22 protein-coding genes are annotated in these 21546 nt (G+C 53.5%); 17 read left to right on the forward strand and 5 right to left on the reverse strand.

The annotated features are described in order from the left end of the window. The first annotated feature begins 14 nt into the window (after positions 1 to 14). The 13 genes from M0651_RS12860 (at position 15) to M0651_RS12920 (ending at position 11852) form a co-directional block, all read left to right on the forward strand. Positions 15 to 971 (forward strand): AAA family ATPase, encoded by a 957-nt coding sequence (locus M0651_RS12860; RefSeq protein WP_248552135.1) that lies wholly within the window; start codon positions 15 to 17, stop codon positions 969 to 971. A gap of 3 nt (positions 972 to 974) precedes the next feature. Next, entirely contained in the window at positions 975 to 2249 is a 1275-nt protein-coding gene (locus M0651_RS12865; RefSeq protein WP_248552136.1) for a DUF58 domain-containing protein, read from the forward strand. After that, a complete protein-coding gene (locus M0651_RS12870) occupies positions 2246 to 4504 on the forward strand; it encodes a DUF4129 domain-containing transglutaminase family protein (protein WP_248552137.1) in 2259 nt (752 codons plus the stop codon). Before M0651_RS12865 ends, M0651_RS12870 begins: the two co-directional genes overlap by 4 nt. A gap of 179 nt (positions 4505 to 4683) precedes the next feature. Beyond that, positions 4684 to 5211 (forward strand): YqeG family HAD IIIA-type phosphatase, encoded by a 528-nt coding sequence (locus M0651_RS12875; RefSeq protein ID WP_248552138.1) that lies wholly within the window; start codon positions 4684 to 4686, stop codon positions 5209 to 5211. Next, the gene (gene yqeH, locus M0651_RS12880; RefSeq protein ID WP_248552139.1) at positions 5208 to 6335 is read left to right on the forward strand and encodes a ribosome biogenesis GTPase YqeH; all 1128 of its coding nucleotides are present in this window, start codon (positions 5208 to 5210) and stop codon (positions 6333 to 6335) included. The genes M0651_RS12875 and yqeH overlap by 4 nt, the downstream gene beginning before the upstream one ends. 265 nt (positions 6336 to 6600) lie before the next feature. After that, complete coding sequence (aroE, locus tag M0651_RS12885; protein ID WP_248552140.1) at positions 6601 to 7500, forward strand: shikimate dehydrogenase; 900 nt, start codon at positions 6601 to 6603, stop codon at positions 7498 to 7500. A 44-nt stretch (positions 7501 to 7544) separates the two neighbouring features. Then, the gene (gene yhbY / locus M0651_RS12890; protein WP_248552141.1) at positions 7545 to 7835 is read left to right on the forward strand and encodes a ribosome assembly RNA-binding protein YhbY; all 291 of its coding nucleotides are present in this window, start codon (positions 7545 to 7547) and stop codon (positions 7833 to 7835) included. A gap of 18 nt (positions 7836 to 7853) precedes the next feature. Then, positions 7854 to 8456, forward strand: coding sequence for a nicotinate-nucleotide adenylyltransferase (locus M0651_RS12895; protein ID WP_248552142.1), 603 nt, complete (start codon positions 7854 to 7856; stop codon positions 8454 to 8456). Beyond that, positions 8431 to 9027: a bis(5'-nucleosyl)-tetraphosphatase (symmetrical) YqeK gene (yqeK, locus tag M0651_RS12900; RefSeq protein ID WP_248552143.1), complete on the forward strand. Its 597-nt coding sequence runs from the start codon at positions 8431 to 8433 to the stop codon at positions 9025 to 9027. The genes M0651_RS12895 and yqeK overlap by 26 nt, the downstream gene beginning before the upstream one ends. Further along, complete coding sequence (gene rsfS, locus M0651_RS12905; protein WP_248552145.1) at positions 9028 to 9375, forward strand: ribosome silencing factor; 348 nt, start codon at positions 9028 to 9030, stop codon at positions 9373 to 9375. It abuts the gene before it with no gap. Continuing rightward, positions 9372 to 10289 (forward strand): CvfB family protein, encoded by a 918-nt coding sequence (locus M0651_RS12910; RefSeq protein ID WP_248552146.1) that lies wholly within the window; start codon positions 9372 to 9374, stop codon positions 10287 to 10289. The genes rsfS and M0651_RS12910 overlap by 4 nt, the downstream gene beginning before the upstream one ends. A gap of 43 nt (positions 10290 to 10332) precedes the next feature. Further along, a complete protein-coding gene (locus M0651_RS12915) occupies positions 10333 to 11106 on the forward strand; it encodes a class I SAM-dependent DNA methyltransferase (RefSeq protein ID WP_248552147.1) in 774 nt (257 codons plus the stop codon). 95 nt (positions 11107 to 11201) lie between these two features. Then, positions 11202 to 11852: an SGNH/GDSL hydrolase family protein gene (locus M0651_RS12920; RefSeq protein ID WP_248552148.1), complete on the forward strand. Its 651-nt coding sequence runs from the start codon at positions 11202 to 11204 to the stop codon at positions 11850 to 11852. Between the two features lie 51 nt (positions 11853 to 11903). Here the strand turns inward: M0651_RS12920 and M0651_RS12925 are convergent, their stop codons facing one another. Next, on the reverse strand, positions 11904 to 12233 hold the full coding sequence (locus M0651_RS12925; protein ID WP_248552149.1) for a helix-turn-helix domain-containing protein: 330 nt from the start codon (positions 12231 to 12233) through the stop codon (positions 11904 to 11906). A 229-nt stretch (positions 12234 to 12462) separates the two neighbouring features. On the opposite strand from M0651_RS12925, the gene M0651_RS12930 reads away from it, so the two are divergent. From M0651_RS12930 to M0651_RS12940, 3 genes are all read left to right on the forward strand, one after another. After that, a complete protein-coding gene (locus M0651_RS12930) occupies positions 12463 to 13845 on the forward strand; it encodes a helix-turn-helix domain-containing protein (protein ID WP_248552150.1) in 1383 nt (460 codons plus the stop codon). 292 nt (positions 13846 to 14137) lie between these two features. After that, positions 14138 to 15847, forward strand: a complete 1710-nt coding sequence (gene rnjA, locus M0651_RS12935) for a ribonuclease J1 (protein ID WP_282577888.1) — start codon at positions 14138 to 14140, stop codon at positions 15845 to 15847. Between the two features lie 681 nt (positions 15848 to 16528). Further along, on the forward strand, positions 16529 to 17509 hold the full coding sequence (locus M0651_RS12940) for a sugar kinase (RefSeq protein ID WP_248552152.1): 981 nt from the start codon (positions 16529 to 16531) through the stop codon (positions 17507 to 17509). A gap of 130 nt (positions 17510 to 17639) precedes the next feature. Here the strand turns inward: M0651_RS12940 and M0651_RS12945 are convergent, their stop codons facing one another. Together M0651_RS12945 and M0651_RS12950 are read right to left on the reverse strand one after the other, a co-directional pair. Then, positions 17640 to 18188: a methylated-DNA--[protein]-cysteine S-methyltransferase gene (locus M0651_RS12945; RefSeq protein WP_248552154.1), complete on the reverse strand. Its 549-nt coding sequence runs from the start codon at positions 18186 to 18188 to the stop codon at positions 17640 to 17642. A 54-nt stretch (positions 18189 to 18242) separates the two neighbouring features. Next, positions 18243 to 18824, reverse strand: a complete 582-nt coding sequence (locus M0651_RS12950; RefSeq protein WP_248552155.1) for a bifunctional transcriptional activator/DNA repair enzyme AdaA — start codon at positions 18822 to 18824, stop codon at positions 18243 to 18245. Between the two features lie 220 nt (positions 18825 to 19044). Here M0651_RS12950 and M0651_RS12955 point away from each other — a divergent pair, with 220 nt between their 5' ends. Next, positions 19045 to 19923 carry a DNA-3-methyladenine glycosylase 2 gene (locus tag M0651_RS12955; protein ID WP_308195504.1) on the forward strand — a complete coding sequence of 293 codons (879 nt, stop codon included), beginning with the start codon at positions 19045 to 19047 and terminating at the stop codon, positions 19921 to 19923. 68 nt (positions 19924 to 19991) lie between these two features. Here the strand turns inward: M0651_RS12955 and kduD are convergent, their stop codons facing one another. Both kduD and M0651_RS12965 read right to left on the reverse strand, forming a co-directional pair. Then, positions 19992 to 20744, reverse strand: a complete 753-nt coding sequence (kduD, locus tag M0651_RS12960; RefSeq protein WP_248552156.1) for a 2-dehydro-3-deoxy-D-gluconate 5-dehydrogenase KduD — start codon at positions 20742 to 20744, stop codon at positions 19992 to 19994. A gap of 31 nt (positions 20745 to 20775) precedes the next feature. Continuing rightward, entirely contained in the window at positions 20776 to 21537 is a 762-nt protein-coding gene (locus tag M0651_RS12965; RefSeq protein ID WP_248552158.1) for a DeoR/GlpR family DNA-binding transcription regulator, read from the reverse strand. Positions 21538 to 21546: the final 9 nt, after the last annotated feature.

Genomic DNA, 21546 nt, shown 5'->3' on the forward strand with positions numbered 1-21546 from the left:
GGGAGGGAAAATGCGTGCCCGTACATGAGCAATCGATGCAAACTTTGAACGCCGTAAAGAACAACCTGGAGTCGTGTATTTTAGGAAAATCGTTTGAGATCAAACTGCTGCTCTCGGCACTGTTGGCCGGCGGCCATGTATTAATCGAAGACGTACCCGGTACAGGCAAGACGCAGCTTGTGAAGGCGCTGGCCAGATCGATGAGCGGCGATTACCGGCGTATTCAATGTAACCCGGACATTTTGCCCAGCGATATTACGGGGGTTTCGGTTTTTCATCCCCATGAAGAACGATTCGTATTCCGGCCGGGTCCGGTCATGACCCATATTTTGTTGGCGGATGAAATCAACCGGGCCACCACAAAAACGCAATCCGCTTTGCTGGAGGTCATGGAGGAGCGAAGTGTAACCGCCGACGGCGTAACCTACCCGCTTCCCCATCCCTTTATGCTCTGCGCAACGCAGAATCCGATCGATTTCGAGGGAACTTATCTGTTGCCTGAGGCCCAGTTGGACCGCTTTATGATGAAGATTGGCATCGGCTACCCCGACGCCGCTACGGAGAAAGCGATGCTTCGCTCCCATAGCCAGGGTCAGCCCGCTGATCAATTGGAACCGGTTACAACCATGGAAGGGATTGCTCCCATCCAGCGCGAGGTACAGAATGTACATATCAGCGAACCGTTGGCTGATTATTTGCTGGAGATCGTCCGCCGAACGCGGGAGCATGAAGATGTTCTGCTGGGAGCTTCCCCGCGGGCTTCGCTGGCCTTTATGGCTGCGACCAAAGCGTTTGCTTTCTTGGAGGAGCGCGATTACGTGCTTCCAGACGATATCAAGACGCTGGCGCCGTTCGTGCTGGAGCATCGGATCTTGCTGCGTCCGGAGTCTCGTCTGGGGCATCGGAACGTCGGCGAAGTACTGCAGCAAATTGTCCGGCAGGTCCATGTACCGGTCGCCGTGGGACGGTAACCGATGCGTGCGCTGGTCGAAGGCGTTAAATTAGGCCTCAGTTCCCGCAAATTCTGGAGAGTCGCGTCCGTCTGGCTGATCTGCCTGCTGTACGTCTTGTTTCAAGGCGGGAAAACCTCGCTCATGTTGTTTATGATGGTTTCGGTGCTGGGCTTTTATTGGGCGATCGGCGGCCTTGGCGGCGTGAAACGTATCCGAGGTTCAAGAACGTTGTCCCTTTCCGGTGAACGAGGAGGATTGCTCCAAGCCGGGGAGCAGGTATTAGTTAAGCTGCAACTGCAGCTTCCGGCGTTCCTGCCTCTTCCTTACATCGTCGTCCGGGAAACGCTGCGGCGTCACAACGGGGATACCTGGGCATTTGAGGATAGCGTGGTGCCTTATTTTAGCTCCAGGTCCGAGCTAGTATATAAGACGCCGCCGCTGGAGCGCGGCAAATACGCGTTTACCGGTACGAACTGCAGTGCCGAGGATATTTTTGGCCTGGTGGAGCATACCAGTGTCTTTCAGACCGGCGGGGAGTTTCGAATCCTTCCGCGGACGGTGTTCATCCCGCATTGGGAGCTGTACAGCCGGAATTCGCGGCTGGCCGGTCCGGAGACGGCCGTTGCCCTGTCGCGCCGGGAATCGACCCAGATTAACGGGGTACGCGATTATGTGTACGGGGACCGAATTTCCCGCATTCACTGGAGTGCCACCGCGAAGACAGGCACCTGGAAATCCAAGGAGTTTGAACACGAATCGCTGCCGAAAATGCTTCTGGTATTGGATGCCCATGCCAGCGGATATCTCCGTCCTGCGCAATTTGAATTAGCCGTCTCCACGGCCGCTTCACTGCTGGAATACGGGGCTAGAGAACGGATTAGCATGGGTCTCTGCACTTTGGGGAAGACCCTCCGAAACTTCCCGCCGGCGGAAAGCTACCTGGAACGGCAGCAAATGCTGCACCAACTCGTTGATATCAACGCGGACGGTTTCGGCAACTATAAGGATCGCTTAGAAGCACAACAGGAATTGTTTCAGCCGGGAGCATTTTTTATCCTCATCAGCCCGCTGGCGGATGATAAGGTGCTCGCCATGCTAAGGTTGGCCAAATCTCGGCAGATGATCCCTTATCACATCCAGATTGGGGATGAATCCCCGACGGCAGGCGCACCGAATGCTTACCGAGCCGGTAAGCGCTCCGCTTGGCAAGGAACCTTGCAGGAACGTGGGCTACGCGGCGTTTATGTTTCCTCCCTCCGCGAGCTTCCTGCGGCGATGGGAGGTGCGAAGCTGTGAAACTAGCTGCAAGCTCTCAGCTCCCGAAGGCTTATCGGACGCTGACGTTGCTTTGGGTGGTCATTATTTCCATGCAATGGGTCGACTTTACGGAGCCGCTCTGGTTTTCAGTGACGACGACCTTGGTGACCGTAACAATTATTATGATGGCCTTAGTGGAATGGCTGTTGCCGGTGCAGGCAGGATGGAAATGGACGATAAAGATTATCGTACTCCTGACCGTATGGCGTTTTATATTGACCAGTTATGGCGTGTACGTCCCGATAGGTCCGTTTTATCCGGATCAACTCCGCGGGATGGCGTTGACCTTTACGCCATATATTTGGTTTTCACTTGTAGCTTGGGCGTTGCTGGAGGTCGTGTTGCGGTTGATCGTGAACCGCCCGAGAATCCTGTTGTTTATAGCATTTCACCTGATTGCTTTTGCGATTTTGGACTCTTTTACACGTTATTATTTATGGAAGAACGTAGCCTGGATTGTCTTCGCCGGCCTCGGTTGGCTGGTTAGCGCCCATTTTTACGAATACCGCAAGAAGTATCCTCAGGGTTGGCAACGTCTACGACAGAGCCCGATCAAGATTGCTGTGAATATTGGCATCGTGTTTGCCTGTGTACTGCTGATCGGTGTCAGTATGCCTTCGGTCTCGCCGACGTTAACTGATCCGTATACCGCCTGGATTAAACGAAGCGGGGGAGGAGGCGGCGGACCCTCCGCGCTGTCCGGCGCCCTTGGGGATGGCCCGTCAGCGGTCAAGGAGGAGGTTGTCTCCGGTTACAGCCGGGACGACAAAACGCTTGGCGATGGCTTCGAATTCAGCTACAGCCCAGTGATGTCCATTGATACGCCGGTGAGGTCTTATTGGCGGGGAGAAACCCGGCGTATCTATTCCGGTAAGGGATGGGCCGATCTTGAGCAAGAAGGCCGTGATACTGAACGCTATCGCGGCGCACCTAACGCTGACCCGCTTGTTCACGAGCAGCCGGGCAAGGTGGAGACGATGCGGGTCGAGCAAACGGTGACGATGAATACGGATAAAGTGTACCCCGTACTGTTTGGCGGATACGCTATCGAAAGTGTCGAGCTGCTTGACGACCGGCAGCAGTCGGATATGCGCTGGACCGTTAAACAAGCGGAGCTGTTCTGGAACGGTTACCGTGATCCCGGTGATTTGCCGGATTACCCTCGGAAATACAAGGTGGTAGCCAATATCCCATTGATTCCGCTCGAGGAGCTGGAACAGGCCAGTTACGAAACGTTATTTCCGGAAGGTGCGCCAGAGGAATATTTGCAGCTGCCGAGCAGTTTACCGCAACGGGTCAAAGATTTAGCCGAAGAGATTACCGCGGAAGGCGAGACACCCTATGCGAAAATGGATCTCCTGCAGCAATACCTCCGGCAGAATTACGAATATACCAACAAACCGGATTTAGCCCGCAAGCGCAGCGATGACTTCGTGGACAGCTTCTTGTTCGAGATTCGGCAGGGATATTGTGATTATTACTCTACCGCGATGGTCGTCATGGCCCGTTCGCTGGGCATTCCAGCTCGGTGGGTTAAAGGTTATGCCCCCGGCAGCCAGCCAAGCGACGATATGATGATGCGAAGTCCGGAGCTGGGCCGAGCATACAATGTGAGCAATGCCGACGCCCACTCCTGGACGGAGCTGTATTTCGGCGATTACGGCTGGATTCCGTTCGAGGCGACGCCAGGTTTTGTTTCACCGATCATGGAAGCACCGGAGGAGAGCGAAGGGGCCTTCGCGCTGGATACGGACACTGATACGGAGGTATCGGCAGCCGACGATAGCTTCTTCTCCCAACTGGATCCGATCGTTATGCAGCGGATTTTCGTTACAGCCGTAATTGTGCTGCTGTTATGGACGCTGTATCAGCTGCGCTCGGAGCTTTATTTCCTTTGGTTAAGGCTGCGATTGGGCCGGCCGCTGACGCCGGGGGAAAAGGCGATCTATGAGACGCTGCGGCTAGTTAGACGATTGCGCCACAGAGGCTTCGTCCGCGGTGACCAAGAAACGTTGCGGGAAGCGTTCGGACGGTGGAAGCTCGAGCGTCCGCAGCTTGCTGAGGCGCTAGATCCGCTGCTGCTCATTTATGAGCAGGCGAATTACGGCCGGAACCCTGCCGCTGCGGATTGGCGTGCGGCACGGGAATTATCCCGACGAGTTGTCAAATTAGCCGGCGGGAACGGCTGGAAGCAAGCTTTACCGGTCAGCGGCAAGCGGTACCTCGGAGGGTAATCGGCTGAATTACCGCTTCAGACAGCATTTCTCGGCAGAACTGCTGAGAATGAGATTCTAGCAAATAGGCTCCATTGACGCCCCTGCGCTTGCGCGGGAGGCGTTTTCTTTTTTAAAATAGAAGCATGATGGGGGAAGAATATGGTATAGTTTGTCGTATGAAACCGAGGTGAACGTATTTGTTTGAGAAGTTTATGCCGAATCTACGCGTGGACAGCGTATTCGATATCGATCTGGAAGGACTCTATGCCAAAGGCTACCGCGGCATCATCACCGATCTGGACAACACGCTGGTCGGTGCCAAAGCGCCGCTCGCCACTCCCGAACTGATCGGTTGGTTTGAGAAAGTGAAGAAATACGGGTTTAAACTCGTGATTGTGTCAAACAATAATTTGGACAGGGTGTCAGTATTCGCAAACCCTTTGAATATTGAGTTTGTGCACGCAGCCAGAAAACCGTCCGGCGCGGCTTTTCACCGAGCCATGGAAATGATGGACCTTGGGCCGCAGGAGACGATCGTTGTGGGTGACCAAATGATGACCGATGTGTTTGGCGGTAACCGGCAGGGGCTCTATACGGTGCTCGTGCTCCCGATTGCCGTTCAGGACGAAGGGATGGGCACGAAGATCAACCGCCGACTGGAGCGCATCGTGAAGCGGCGGCTGGGCAAGGTTGGATTATGGCTCGAGGAGGACAAGAAGCGATGATGGAAGTACAGAATGCAGAAGGCGCTCTTCGCTGCAGCGGATGCGGCGTTTTGCTGCAAACTGAAGAACCCAGCAAGCCGGGATTTGTTCCCGAACAAGCTTTTACGAAGGAACCGGTGATTTGCCAGCGCTGTTTCCGGATTAAGAATTACAATGAATCTTCATCGGTTACAGTGGAGCAAGACGAGTTCTTGCGCCTGCTGTCGCAGATCGGAGGCAAGGAAGCGTTGGTCATCCATATTGTTGACCTGTTCGATTTCCAAGGCAGCGTGATATCCGGGCTTCAGCGGTTTGTCGGGAACAATCCAGTGTTGCTGGCGGTGAATAAAACCGACCTGCTGCCCAAGGTCACGAACTGGAACAAGGTTCGGAACTGGGTACAGAAGGAAGCGAAGGACCTGGGGCTGAAGATTGAAGATGTTGTCCTGTGCAGCGCTAAGCAAAACAGCGGCTTCGACCGGTTGCTTGAAGCGGTGGCGGCACGACGCGGTGATCGTGACGTATACGTTGTCGGCGCAACCAATGTTGGCAAATCGACGTTGATCAACCGGTTGATTCGCGATTACAGCGATCTGGAGCAGGAATTAACCGTTTCGCGTTATCCGGGGACCACGCTGGATATGGTGCACATTCCGCTGGATGACGGCCGGGCGATCATCGATACGCCGGGGATTATGTATCCATCTCGATACAGCGAACTGGTAGCCCCGTCCGATTTGGGCGTTATTATGCCGGACAAAGCACTCAAGCCGGCGGTTTACCAGTTGAACGAGGGACAGTCGCTCTTTTTTGGCAGCTTTGGCCGGTTTGATTTCATTCAAGGGGATCGCCAATCATTCACTTGCTTTGTCAGCGGCCGGGTGCCGATTCATCGCACGAAGCTGGAACGGGCGGACGAGTTGTTCGCCGAGCATGCCGGGGTGATGCTCGCGCCGCCAAGCAAGGAGCATCTTGAGGCTTTGCCCGAGTGGACACGCCACGAGTTCCGGATTCCGAAGGGCAGCCGAAGCGACCTGTTTATTTCCGGCCTGGGTTGGATCAAGATCAATAATGACTTTGGCGCGGTCGTTGCGGCGCATGTGCCCAAAGGCGTGAAGGTGCTCGTCCGGCCTTCGTTGATTTAATTGGTGATTGGTGATAGACGCTCCTTACCTTCAATAAGAATAAAAAACAGCGTTATTTTCTGCTATACGTGTATTTTAGATAGAATAGCGTTACTATTTCACTCTATTTGGGGAGAAGAGTGTCCGAATGGCCGGTTTTCGAGGAATTAAGGTGATTTATTACCGCTATTTTCCTGTGAATAGCTTGATTAGGGGGAATAGCGTTACTCTTTAACCTTATTTTATGGAGATTTTTCACGGAACAACGCAAAGCGGAGGAGAACCGATGGGAGAGCAAGCGAATCACGAGAAACGGGAAAAAGCACGGGCGCGGGAAGACAGTCGCACCGGGCAGCCGCTGCTGCTCGGCGTCATCGGCGATCCGATCCAGCATTCCAAATCACCGGTCATGCATACGGCTGCGCTTGAGGCCTGCGGGCTTGCAGGCGCTTATCTGCCGTTCCACGTCAAGGGAAATCGGCTGGAGGAGGCGATCCGGGGCATCCGCGCGCTGGGGTTCCGGGGCATCAATGTCACGGTCCCGCATAAAGTGGAAGTGATGAACTACTTGGACCGGATTGACGAGGGAGCCCGGTTGATCGGAGCGGTGAACACCATCGTCAACGACGACGGTGTGCTCACCGGGTACAACACCGATGGAATCGGTTTTATTCGCTCCTTAAAAGAGGAAGCGGCTCCAGATCTGAGAGGCAAACGAGTGCTGGTGTTGGGCTCCGGCGGCGCTGCGCGCGGGATCGTATATGCGCTGCTGCAGGAGGGGCCGGGCCTAGTGACTATCGCCAATCGTACCACTGAGAAAGCGCGTGAGCTGGCCAACGAATGGGCGCATCTCGGGCGCTTGACCGGCTGCGGGATGGAAGAGTTGGATGCAATTTTGGCGGAAGTCGACCTCATCATCAACACAACCTCCGTTGGCATGCATCCGCATGTCGGGGACTGTCCGCTGGATTCGCGGCAGATTCCGGAGGGGATTGTCGTTAGTGATCTGATCTACAATCCGCTCAAGACAGAGCTCTTACAGCAGGCTGAGGTGAGAGGATGCACAATCCATAGCGGACTTGGGATGTTCATCTACCAGGGAGCTTACGCGTTCGAGCATTGGACTGGCCGGTCCGCTCCGGTTGAAGCGATGCGGGCGGCGGTTTTAAAGAGCATGCATCAATAAAGGAAGTTGTCGCATAATTGAATATTAAGGGGTCATGAAACGAAATGTTAACGGGAAAACAAAAACGTCATCTGCGCAGTATGGCGCATGGGCTGCAGCCGATTTTTCAAGTAGGCAAAGGCGGCACGAACGAGCATATGATTAAACAAATCTCGGAAGCGTTGGAGCGTCGGGAGCTGATCAAAATCTCCGTGCTGAATAATAATCTGGACGATCCTCAGGAAATCGCCGAGGAGCTGGCGAATGGCGCCGGCGCCGAACTGGTTCAACTGATCGGCCGGACGATTATCTTGTATAAAGAGTCCCGCGAATACAAACAAATCGAACTTCCATAGGTTCGGAGGAAACGCAAAATGAGAAAAATTGGCATTATGGGCGGGGCGTTTGATCCAATTCACCTCGGCCATCTCCTGGCGGCGGAGGCCGCCAGAGAACAATACCATCTGGAAGAGGTCTGGTTCATGCCCTCCCATATCCCTCCGCATAAGCATCAGGCCGGTGTCAGCGGCCAGCAGCGGCTGGAGATGGTAGAGGCGGCGATCGCCAGCCATCCGGCTTTCAAACCGCTCGACATTGAGCTGCGCCGCGGCGGGGTATCCTATACCGTGGATACTATCCGGGAGATTCGTTCATTGCATCCCAATCTGGAGTTCTATTTCATTATCGGGGCCGATATGGTCAACTATCTCCCGAAATGGGAAGGGATTGAGGATTTGGCCGGGATGCTCTCGTTTATTGGACTGCAGCGCCCCGGGAGCTTCCTGGAGCTGGATGCATTGCCTCCATTTATCCAGGAAGCGGTGCAGCTAGCAGAAATGCCGCTCGTCGATATTTCCTCGAGCTTGATCCGCAGCCGCTTATCCGCAGGACGTTCGATCCGGTATATGGTTCCGGACGCCGTGTATGAATATATGACAAGGAGCGGATTGTATGGGTTACAGCCGTTACAACCGTGAAGAGTTGATCGCCGCCGTGTCGGCGGGGATGCCGTCTAAGCGCTGGAAGCATGTCGAAGGCGTGATGGAAAGCGCGGTCCTTCTGGCCGAACGGTACGGAGCCGATCCGGTCAAAGCCGATTTGGCCGCCCTACTGCATGATTTGGCCAAGTTTTGGCCCATTGAAGAGCAGGAGGCGGTCATCCGCGATAACGGCTTGAATACCGAATTGCTTCGGCATGACAAGCAGCTGCTACATGCCGAGGTTGGGGCTTTTATCTCCCAACGGGATTACGGCGTGGAGGATGAGGAGGTGCTGGACGCGATCCGCTACCACACCTCGGGCCGGGAGAGGATGACCCTGCTGGACAAAATCGTCTGCCTGGCCGATTATATCGAGCCGGGACGGGAGTTCCCCGGTGTGGAGAAGATTCGTGAGCTGGCGGAGACGAGTCTGGAAGATGCGCTGATTGCCGGATTCGACTCGACGATCTCTTTTTTACTGGAGAAGGGGAAACCGATCTTTCCGCTGACATTATTGGCGCGCAATGATTTGATAGTAAACCGAACAAAACCAAGGGAGGCTGAGTGAATGGCGGTAAATTCGAACGAATTATTAAACATGGCGGTGAAAGCCGCAGATGATAAAAAAGCGATGAATATCGTAGCGCTGGATTTGAAGGGGATTTCCTTGATTGCGGATTATTTCGTGATCTGCCACGGGAACTCGGATACGCAGGTGCAGGCGATCGCGACGGAAATCCGAAAAAGAGCGCACGAGGCCGGAGCGAACGTTCGCGGCATTGAAGGCATGGATTCCGCCCGCTGGGTGCTGATGGATCTAGGTGACGTGGTCGTTCATGTATTCCATCGCGATGAGCGCGAATATTACAATATTGAGCGGCTTTGGTCGGATGCCAAAGTTGTGGAGACGGTATGAGTCTGGTCGCAGGGACAATTGTTTCATTACCCATTGATCGCGAAGTGTCGCCATACGGTTATTTCCTTAGTGCGGGAGGGCAGGACGTATTACTCCACTACTCTGAGCTGACCCGTCAGGTTAAGCCGGGGGAAACGGTTGAAGTGTTCCTGTTCTTCGATACGGAGGATCGTCTGGCGGCCACGATGAAAAAACCGCACCTGACGCTTGGCGAGCTGGCGTTGCTTGAGGTGGCGGACGTCCATCCCCGGCTGGGCTGCTTCCTGGAGATGGGGCTGGGCCGTCAATTACTGCTGCCGATCCGTGAGCTGCCCGAGTTCAAAGAACTGCATCCGCAGGTTGGCGATCAGGTGTACGTTATCATGGAGCACGACAAGCAGGGACGGCTCAAAGCGAAGCTGGCGGGTGAGCAAGAGCTCGCTCCACATGCCTTCCACGCGCCGGAATCCTGGAAAAACCAATGGTTGGACGCTATCGTCTACAAGCCGCTGCAAATGGGGACGTTTGTTGTCGTTCAGGGCGGCGTGTTGGGGTTTGGCGCGATCGGCATGATCCACACCTCGGAACGCAGCCGTCTGCTGCGGCTAGGTGAACGTATGCAGGTTCGCGTGTCCCATATTCGCGAGGACGGGCGTGTGAACCTGGCGATGGCGCCGCGTAAGGAAATCGGCATGGGCCAGGACGCGGAGCGCATACTCGCGTATTTGGAGAGCCGCCCAGGCGGAGGCATGCCGTATTCCGACGCGACGCCGCCGGACTTGATTAAGCAGCGATTTGCGATCAGCAAATCCGCGTTTAAGCGGGCGATCGGCAAGCTGATGAAGGAAGGCAAGGTGGTCCAGAAGGAAAACTGGACCTATTTGGTCGAGTCGCCGGCAGCCGGCGGAGACGATTCCAAACAGACGGAAGCTTAAGTAGCAAGCAGCATCTAGACAGAAAGCGGTGACGTGCAGACCCATGGCATCATATCGGAAATTTGCTTACGTGTATGACGAATTGATGGAAGACATGCCTTATCCGGACTGGATCCAGTTTGCCCGCACAGCTTGGGAGCGGCATGGGATGCCTCGGACGGTCGTCGATCTCGGCTGCGGTACCGGAAGCATCACGATCCCGCTGGTGAATGCCGGGTTTGAGGTGACGGGTATCGACTTGTCTGCGGACATGCTGGCGGTGGCCCGCCGCAAAATGGAAGCAACGCCCCAGGGCGCCCGTTTGTTCCGCGAGGGCAGCGTGCGCTGGGTGCAGCAGGATATGACGGAATGGACCGTGCCCGAGCCGGTTGATGCCGTCATTTCTTTTTGCGATTGCCTGAACTATCTGCTGGAAGAGGACGATATCGTTCGCACCTTCCGACGTACATACGAAGCACTGAAGCCCGGGGGAACCTTCCTGTTCGACGTGCATCATCCCAACACCTTGATTCGATATGAGGAGGAGCAACCGTTTATTTGGGATGAGCTCAGTGTGTCCTATATCTGGACGTGTGAACGGGATGCCTTTCGCAATGAGATCGAGCATCATCTGTCGATCTTCGCCCGTGAAGAGGAGCAGGGACCGGGGCTGTACCGTCGGTTCGAAGAAACACATACCCAGCGGGCCTACGACCCGGCATGGATGAGAAGCGAGCTGCTGCGCTGCGGATTCCGCGAGGTGACCATCTACGCCGATTTCGAGTGGGTAGAAGCGGTGGATGATGCGGCCCGTCTGTTTTTTGTGGCGGTGAAGTGATAGGGTTCCTATTTTTGCACTAATTTCTTCATGGAGGTTCGCTGTCTTCCAAAGTTATAATGGGAAACAGAGTCCATGGAAAGTGGGGAAAACACATGAAGAAGCCATGCACGGTATTATTCCAAGGGGATTCCATCACGGATGGAAACCGGGGACGAGACAAGGATCTGAATCATATTCTGGGGCATAGCTACGCTTATATCATCGGTGCTAAGCTGGGCAACGATTTCGCGCATTTGAAGCCTACCTTTATCAATCGGGGCGTGAGCGGCGACCGGGTTTCTGATCTGTACGCCAGATGGAATGAGGATGCAATCAGCCTGAAGCCAGATGTCATCAGCCTGCTGGTTGGCGTTAACGACGCTTGGCGGCAAATGAGCGGTGAACCTAGCGGGGCGACGGATCGCTTCGAGCGGGCGTACCGTCATTTGCTGGAGGAGACGAAGGAAGTATTGCCAAACACCAAGCTGGTGTTATGCGAGCCATTTATCTTGAACACCGGTGCTACGGCGGAAAAATGGACTGAGTGGAAGCGTCTGGTTGGCCGGTACCAAGATACTGTACGCCAATTGGCTGAGGAGTTTGGTGCGGTGTTTGTACCTTTGCAAGAGGCTTTTGATGCGGCGACCGAGAAGGCGGATGCGTCATACTGGCTCTGGGATGGCGTCCATCCGACGGCGGCGGGTCATGATTTGATCGCCAAACGCTGGTTGGAAGTTGTGGAGCGCAGCGGATTGTGGGATTAAAATGACATAAATAAAGGGTTTAAAGCGGAGGAATCCCGTTTTAAACCCTTTTTATTTGGATCGGAACATTTCCTTCAGTACACGGTAAGCACGCGCCTGTTCCTCCGCAGGTTGCTCCTGCAGCAGCTGTACGATTTGCCAAATCCACGTCTGGTCCCGGAGTTCGTCGTACCCCGGATTCCGAAATAACGCATACACGCTGATCTGCAGCGCGTCCGCGATTTTATGCAGCGTTTCGAGCTGCACGTTTTGTTCCCCGCGTTCCAATCGCCCGATATAAGAGCCATACGTTTCCGTCGATTCGGCCAGTTGTTCCTGAGTAAGCCCCTTGAGTTTTCGATAGTACCTGACATTCTTGCCGACTTGCTTAGCTACTTCCATAGAGGCCACCTCTCGTAATAAGTTTAGTCCAAGCGGAGGGGTGAACTGCAGAGCATTAAAAGTTGCATATCGTCTATTAAAGAACTTATAAGTTTCATATTGCATATTATTGACATAAAAGGACAAACATATTACATTAGAGACAGGAATATTTAACCATTGCTCAAAAAGTGTGGAGATTTATATCTGAACTTTTTAGGTGGATCTGAATTGAAACGAGGTGGTTTGAGTGACTTCGACAACCACGATTCTCGCAAAAGTTTCCGAATACATGAAAGAGAAGAGTCTAACTTTGAGCCAATTTGCAAGGGATTCGGATATTAATCCCGGAACATTTAGTTCGATATTGAAAGGCGTGCGTTTACTTACCGTCGATCAATTAGACCGAATTACGGAGTTAATGGACCTCCCCAAAGGACATTATTATGAGGCTTATATCAAAGAGCATCTCCAAGAGATCAACCCTGACTGGCGCCGAGTGTATCCGCTGCTTAACAGCTGCGCCGAACTTCGAAAACTAGACAGTATTCGCAAAGTCGTTGCGTTACTCCTGGACAACTTACTGTACGCACCGCTGTTGTTCGAACTGGCCGAGGAGTTGTTTGCGAAAAGGATGCACGAAGCGGCGGAGGTTTTATATGAAAACGTTGCCCTGAGCGAACGAAGGCAACATTCCGAGCGGTTAGCTTTATGCCACTACAGGTTGTTTACGATTCGTCAAAGAACCAATCATGAACTAAATTATCAATCCGCTATTCAGTTCGAGCCCTTTGTGGAACGATTGGATGAGATGGATCAATTGGATGCATTAAAGGATTTGGCCCATAGCTATCGTGCCTTGCGTCACTGGGATAAGGTGGATAAAATAGCAAGCATGTTAGAGACTAAGGCTAGTATCCTATACTTTAAAAGAGAGATAAATCCTACTAAGAAGCCCAGCCGTCCTTTATTTACTTATTTAGCATCCTCCTATCTATTTCACGGAACGGTTTGTGAAGTAAGGGGAGAGTATGACCGAGCACTTTATTATATTGATCTATATGCTGATTTAAATTGGGTGAAGGAAACAGACAATGAAGTGCAGTATTGGAAAACGTTGTTTTCGGATTGGGCACGAGCGAATACTTTTGTGACTAGATTAGGTTCCGGGGATATCAGCATACTACTTGAGTATGTGTCGTATCTTGAATCTCAAAAGGTAGAAATTCATGTTGGAATGCTAAATATCGTTGAGGCAGCAAATAGATTCGGATTTAATATTGATGCGTTGCTCACGCGCCTTGATCCCGACATTAAAAACATTTCAGACGATATTAAAGCTGCTGGAGTATATTCTAGTCAATTTGTTTCTGAGCGTTCCGCTCGATTATTTCATGAGCTAGCTGTTTATTACATTAATAAAAGTGAGTTCCCGATAGCTTTTCACTATTTAGAGGGCAGTTTAACGATTTCATTAAATATCAATCAGAAGTCATGTATAATTAAATGCGTAGGTCTTTATGAAATATATAGGGAACATCTAGATGAAAAGTCACTACTTAAGTTTCAAAAATTAATTAAAGAGGTGTATGAGCATGAGAAAAAAAGTTATCTGCATCCTGTTAGCGTTTAGTTTTTTTTCATTGCCCCTCTCGTCATTACTAAATCTTCCAGAGCCAAGCTTTCGTACCTTTAGCGAACATCATGGGGGTTAACTAGAGTATCGTGTTATAATTTTCAGTTTCACTAAAGATCGACTTGGTGTAGAGTCGATCTTTTTTTCTTTCTCACCAAAAAGTCTACCCTCTACCTAATCTCTTATTTCAATACCATTCTGTAAAAATTAAATAGTTATTGTGCCGATAATTCAGTATAATTCTCTTATACCCTATTGAACGAACCCTTCAGAGAGGATTATCTACCTAATGAATGTAGCAGCAACTAAACCAGTAAAGACGAATCGACGTTCGAAGTCGTCTCCTCCGCCTGTACGGATTTTCTCGCTTGGCGGGATCGGGGAGATCGGCAAAAATATGTACGGCATCGAATTTAGAGATGAGATCATTCTAATTGACGCGGGGCTTAAATTCCCGGATTCCCGCTTGACGGGCATTGATTGTATCATTCCGGATATTCGTTATTTAATTGACAACAAACATAAAATGAAAGGCTTGTTCCTCACCCATGGTCACGAGGATCATATCGGCGCGATTCCGTACGTGCTTCGCCAACTGCAACTGCCGATTTACGGCGGCCCGTTGACCATTGGGTTGGTTAAAGCCAAGCTAGAGGAGCATCGGCTGCTCGGACAAGCGGAGCTGCACGTGTTCCAAGAGAACGATCGGTTCGCGTTTAAACATTTGGCCGTGCATTTCTTCCGGACCACGCACAGTATCCCGGATGCCTTCGGTATCGTCGTCGATACCCCATACGGGTCGATCGTGCATACGGGAGATTTCAAATTCGATTTCACGCCGGAGGACCGTCCAGCCGATCTATTTAAAATGGCCAGCGTTGGCGGTGAAGGTGTATTGGCGCTGCTCGCCGACAGCACGAACAGTGAGAAGGAGGGCTTTACTCCTTCTGAACGTCGGGTCGGCGACGCAATCTTGGATTCGTTCCGCGGCTGTCATGGGCGGATCTTGTTCGCTACCTTCGCCTCCAATGTACATCGGCTGCAGCAAGTCGTGGAAGCGGCGACTCTCGTGAACCGCAAAATTGCCGTCATCGGCCGCAGCATGGAGAAAGTGTTCGCCATTGGCCAGGATCTGGGATATATCCGCGTACCGGAAGGGATGCTGATCGATGTGAAGCACATTGATCGTTACCCCGAGGAGCAGGTGCTCATCGTCTGCACCGGCAGCCAAGGCGAACCCAACGCGGCGCTGAGCCGGATCGCATCAGGCGCACATCGGAGTGTGCAGGTTTATCCAGGCGATACGGTCATTTATTCGTCCTCGCCGATTCCCGGCAACGCACAGAACATCAACCGCAGTATCGACTTGCTGCTGCGGGCAGGCGCGAACGTCATTTACGGCTCGATTTTCGATATCCATACATCTGGACACGGGTGCCGGGAGGACCTGAAGCTGATGCTCAGCTTTATCCGTCCGAAGTATTTCATCCCGATTCACGGCGAATACCGGATGCTGCTCAGTCATCGCAACTTAGCGCTGCAAACGGGCATTCCTGAAGATCATGTATTTGTCATGAACATCGGGGACACGTTATCGGTGTACCGGAACCGGGCCAAACGGGGGCGGACCATCCCTTCCGGGCAAGTGCTTATCAGCAACGGGGAGATGCGTCCGACCTCAGAAGACGCGCTGCTGGTTGAACGAATGGAACTGGCTCAGGAAGGCATCGTCATCGTCGTGATGACGGTCGACCGCAATACGCGGCAAATCCTGGCCGGACCGGATATCGTCTCGCGCGGCTTCGTTTACATGCAGGACGCCAGGCCGTTGCTGCGCCGGGCCGAAGCGATGCTGAAGCGGAGCCTGAACCGGCTTGGCGAGAAGGAGTCTTACGATCAAAACGCTTGGCTGCGGGCGACACAGCAGCAGCTGCGGCGATATTTTGTCAAAGAAGTGGGCCGAACCCCGCATATTATGCCGTCCATTCTAGAAGTCTAGCGGCGGTAGGGAGCTTTCCGAGAAATGGGGAGGCTCCTCTTTTTATTTGACCACCTGTTCATATCTCCGTATAATGTTTAAAAATATAGGAGATTCCGAAGGAGGGAGATCCTATGACGAATGAACTCACGATTCGTTCCGTGATCAGCCGCCAGCTGGAAAGGAAAGGATATTCCTTGCACAGTTTTTCCCACCTATCCTATCTCCCGATGATTTTTGCTATTGGCGAGGAGCTCTATGAAGAAGGAAGGCGCGGAGCGGCGAGGCTATTCTACCAGTCGGTTTGCGAATACGAGAAATATCAGCATTCCGAACGTTTGGCGATCAGATCGAAGCATTGTATCGTCCGAACAGCTGAAGGAGTACGAAATGTTGATGGGGGAGGTGTTGAAAAGTGCGGAAATGGATCTTGGCACTCACGTTGATCATTAGTTTCGGCACAGGGGGGCTCGGCAGCAGCATCAGTCATGACGGTCATCTCACAGCCTATGAGAATGGGGTTGGGGGTTAGGTTGGTGCGAGAGATGGGGCACTTCCGATCGTTGAACAAGCCGGTTCATCCGGGGCAACCCGAAGGGTGGATTGGCTTTTTTTCATATTATGCCTATTATTATAGTTTTCCTAGAACGGACATGAGATAATGAGAACAAACTGAATCCAAGAGAAGGTGTGAATCTGAAAATGAATTCATTCAGTGAATCTCGACCGAAACCGGGAAGCCCGGAAGTCGTCACGTTCGGCGAAAGTATGGCCTTGTTGATCGCGGAAGGGGGCAAAGGGCTGGAATATGCAAGCGCTCTCTCGCCATCGTTTGGGGGTGCGGAATCCAACGTGGCAATCGGATTGGCCCGTCTGGGGCAAACCTCGGGATGGTGCGGCCGCCTTGGGGACGATCCGTTTGGCCGACGTATTTTGAAGGTGATCCGTGGCGAAGGTGTCGATGTGAGCCGCGTCCGGTTGACGGACGAAGCGCCTACGGGCATGATGGTCCGGGAGAACGTGGCAGGCAAAAGCTCGGTCTATTATTACCGCAAGCTGTCCGCGGCCAGCTTGATGCGTCCTGAGCATCTGGACGAGTCGTATATCGCTGGGGCCAAGGTGCTGCACTTAACTGGCATTACGCCGGCGCTTAGCTCTTCCTGCGTGGAAACCGCCCATGCGGCGATAGATATCGCCAAGCGGCATGGGGTGAAGGTCAGCTTCGATCCCAATTTGCGCTTGAAGTTATGGAGCATCGAAGACGCGCGCAAGGTATTATTGCCGCTTGCGATGAAAGCGGATTATTTCCTGCCGGGGCTCGATGAATTGAAGTTGATATACGAGACCGAATCGGTGGATACGATTATCGGGAAGCTGCAGGAGCTGTCAGCGATCAGCATTATCAAAGGCGGAGACGACTGCACCTTCGTGCTGGAACAAGGCCAGCTGACCTCTGTCCCTTATTTCAAGGTAGAGCAGGTCATCGATACGGTGGGAGCGGGCGACGGATTTTGCGCCGGATTTCTGGCTGGTGTGGTGCGCGGATACAACATGGTTGAGGCCGTTCGCCTAGGTAATCTGGTCGGGGCCCAGGTCATTCAGGCCGTTGGGGATTGGGAAGGACTGCCAAGCGCGGCGGAGATCGATCGTTTGCTGTCCGGTAAAGGGCATGTGGAGCGATAAAGGCTCTAACCAAGTCTTCCGACGGAGATGAATCTTGCTTAGAATGTTAACGTGATCATTTTTTTTGCCTTTGCTACATTTCCATCACGCCAAAGCCGCCGGAGCAAAGTCTCGGCGGCTTGGTTGTTTCTTAGGAACGCTCGGCCGTGCGATACCCAATCGCGGCTGCATGTTCCAAATCAAGCAGCCGGGTCTTCATCTCCAGGCCGCCGCGGTAGCCGGTGAGCGCGCCGTTTTGGCCGATTACTCGATGGCAGGGAACGGTGATCAACAGTGGGTTGGCTCCGATCGCCGTACCAACGGCGCGGACGGAGGATGGTTTTCGGATGGCCTCGGCGATATCTGTGTAAGAACGGGTTTGCCCGAAGGGAATGTCGCAAAGCGCCTCCCATACCGCGAGTTGAAACGCCGTCCCCTGTAAATCGAAGGGGAGAGTGAAACGTTCGCGTTTGGCCGCTAAATACTCCGTCAGTTGAGCGGCATAGGGTGCCAGGTGCTGCTCGTCCTGCACAAGCGGACTCCCTGGGAAGCGGCGGCCGGCCCATGCGGCTAGTTCTTCGAAGGGTCGACCGAAAGAGCCGACGTATGCCAGACCATTGCCGGTGGCAGCGATGTACAGGGGCCATTGGCTATCGTTGAGCCGTGACCAGTATAAGGATTGGGGTTGGTTAGTTTTCATAGTTAATACACCTCCAGGCGTGATCGATTATACCGTGAACACCGATAATTTTCGCTAGGTTGGCGATCCCGCCTGCGCATTCCGATATTCGTTGGGTGTGACGCCGGTCGTTTTTTTGAACAAGGTGATGAAGTACGCCGGGCTGCCGATTCCCACCTCGAGGGCGATGTCTGCAACCGTGCGTCGCGTATGGAGCAGCGCGCGCTTGGCCGCTTCGATTCTGCGCCGCTGGATGTACTCAACTGGCGTCATTTGCATGACGCGTTTAAAAGTGCGTTGCAGATGGTACGGACTGCCGTGGCACATGTCGGCCAGAAGTTCCAACGTAAGCTTCTCGTCATAATGGTGGTCGATGTAGTCGGCGATTTGTCCCACCCATTCCCGGTCCGGCAGCGGTTGTCCATCGGGTTTGCAGCGCTTGCAAGGGCGGAAACGAGCGGCCTTGGCTTGCTCGGCGCTGGCGAATATCCGGACATTTTCCCGTTTGGGCGGCTTCGATTTGCATGAGGGCCGGCAGAAGATCCCCGTGCTGGCGACCGCGTAGAAAAAACGGCCGTCCTGCGAGGCGTCGTTTTGGATGATCGCCTGCCATTCGGTTTCACTGGCGGTTGGATAATCCCCGCTGGTCATCGTCATGGGTGACCTCACCTCCTGCCTTAGTATACCTTTGCAAAGGCTGCCTCGTCATGTTTTTCGAATGGAAAAGCAAGATAACGAAATGGATTCGGAGGCGAATCGTGTTAAAACTATAGGAGTAAAGCGTTGTTTAGAGCGAGGAGGAAGTGTCATCGGTCAGGTAGATTCAGGAAAGCCGAATGCGGCGTGGGAAGATCAGGGGGCTATATTAAGGCTGCCGGTGCCCGAGGAATTCAGTTTTGCCGAAAATGTGAAGTACTTGTCGCGGTCGTCCAATGAATGCTTGTCACGGATTGGCAACCAGCGGCTGTACAAGGCCGTTTCGCTCGAATCCGGAGCGATCCCCGTGATGGAAATCAGCGCGGAGGGGAGCAAGGCTTTGAAGGTTCGATTCCTTGGCGGCACGGCTCCAATCCGGAAGCGGGATCGCGAAGAGGTCGCCCGTTACGTAAGGGACTGGTTCGATTTGGATACCGATTTACGTCCGTTTTATGAGATGGCGCGAAGGGATGCATTGCTTCAGGGAACGGTGGATTCGTTCTACGGACTACGCAATATCGGCATTCCCGATTTGTTCGAAGCTTTAGCGTGGGGGATCATTGGCCAGCAGATCAACCTGGCCTTTGCCTACACGCTGAAGCGGCGGCTTGTGGAGCAGTTCGGCCGGCATGTCGACTGCGAAGGAGAACGGTACTTTGTATTTCCATCCGCCCGGGACATCGCCGGTTTGACCGTCCAGGATTTGGAGGGGATCCGCATGACCCGGAACAAATCCGAGTATTTGCTTGGCACGGCCCAATTGATTGCCTCGGGAGAACTGACGAAGGAGGGGCTGCGGGCGTCGGGCGAGGTGAAAGCAGCGGAGAAGCAGCTCGTCGGCATCCGCGGCATCGGTCCGTGGACGGCCAATTACGTACTGATGCGTTGCCTACGAATGCCGGATGCCTTTCCGGTTGACGATGTAGGTTTACAGAATGCGGTCAAGCATGTGCTTGGGATGGACCGGAAACCGGCCGCAAAAGAGCTCTTGGCCTGGGCGGAAGGTTGGAAACCATGGCTGTCCTACGCGACCTTCTACTTATGGAGAGTGTTGTATTAACAAAATCGGAAACAGGCAGCCGCCGTTGGAAATATTCGGAGCTGCCTGCTGGGGATATCGATACTAAATTATCTTGCCATCCATCCGCCGTCAACGCAAAGGATATGGCCATTCAAATAGTCGGAGGCGGCGGAGGCGAGGAACACCGCCGGGCCCTTCACGTCTTCCGGCGTTCCCCAACGGCCGGCGGGAATCCGGTCCGTGATCGAAGCTTTGCGGTTCTCGTCGGCCCGAATCGGCGCAGTGTTGTCCGTTGCCATGTAGCCGGGAGCGATCCCATTCACCTGCAAGCCGGAGGAAGCCCATTCGTTGGCGAATGCCTTGGTGAGTCCTGCAACCCCATGTTTGCTGGCCGTATAGCCAGGTACGTTGATTCCGCCTTGGTAAGATAACATCGAGCAGATGTTGATCATTTTGCCGCTGCCCCGTTCGATCATATGGCGTCCGGCGATTTGCGATAATAGAAATACCGTATTTAAGTTAATGTTGATGACGTCGAGCCAATCCTTCTCACTGTGGTCCTTGGCGGGCGTTCGACGAATGATCCCGGCGTTGTTTACTAGAATATCGACCGCTCCCGTAAGCTTCAGCGCCTCGTCGAAGGTCTCCAGCAGTTTGTTGTGATCGCTGAGGTCTACCACGATTTCTGAAGCTTTACGGCCCAAGGCCATGATCATGTGTACTGTCTCCGCACTGCTGCTCAGCGAGGCACAAACAACGTTGGCACCGGCTTCCGCTAATCCGACGGCAATACCCTGGCCGAGTCCGCCTGCTGCCCCGGTGACGAGGGCCGTTTTGCCTGTTAGATCAAATCGATTCATAAGTATACGCTCCTCCTATAAATACCGTTTGTTATTCGTCTTTCCATTCGATCGTTACGCCGGCGCGCTCATACGGCTGTGCCGTTTCAGCAGGGAGGCCGCGATCCGTGATAATACGCGAGATTTCGCTGAGCGAAGCGAAGGTGCGGAGCGCCGTCTGCCCAAACTTCTGATGGTTCATGACCGCGATCGCTTCCCGGGATGTTTCGATCAAAGCCCGTTTGAAATCGATCAAATCCCCGGTATAAATCGACAGCCCATGTTCTGGGTGGATGCCGGTCGCTGAGATAAAGGCCTTCTGGATATTTAACTGACGCACGTAGGCTGCCGACTCCGGACCGGCCAGCATATTGCGGACGCGGTAGCCCCCCGGCACGACGAGACGAATCTGGTCTTTGGCGGCCAACTCGCTGATAATGTACACGTCGTTGGTGATAACGGTCAGAGGTCGATTCTCGAGCCGCCGGGCCATCTCCAGCGTGGTGCTGCCGCCGTCTAGCGCGATAATGTCGCCCTCCTGGATGTGGATTAAGGCGAGCTGGGCGATTTCGCTTTTCTCCTCGGCATGTTTCGCCAGCGGCTCCTTAGACGGCAGGATGCCGTACTGGTCGCTTTGGGCGAGCATCGCTCCGCCATGTACGCGCACCAGAAGCCCTTGTTCCTCCAGCTTGGCGAGATCCTCCCGGATCGTCTTGCCGGTCACGCCCAGGCTCTCGCTTAATTCCGCAACTGTCACTTCCTTTTGCGTCAGCAGAACCTCCATGATTTTTTCATAACGTCGAATTTGATTCATGCTAGATTT

Origin of the sequence: Paenibacillus mellifer, from assembly GCF_023195895.1 — a bacterium.
In the GTDB taxonomy this organism is placed as follows: Bacteria; Bacillota; Bacilli; order Paenibacillales; family Paenibacillaceae; genus Fontibacillus; species Fontibacillus mellifer.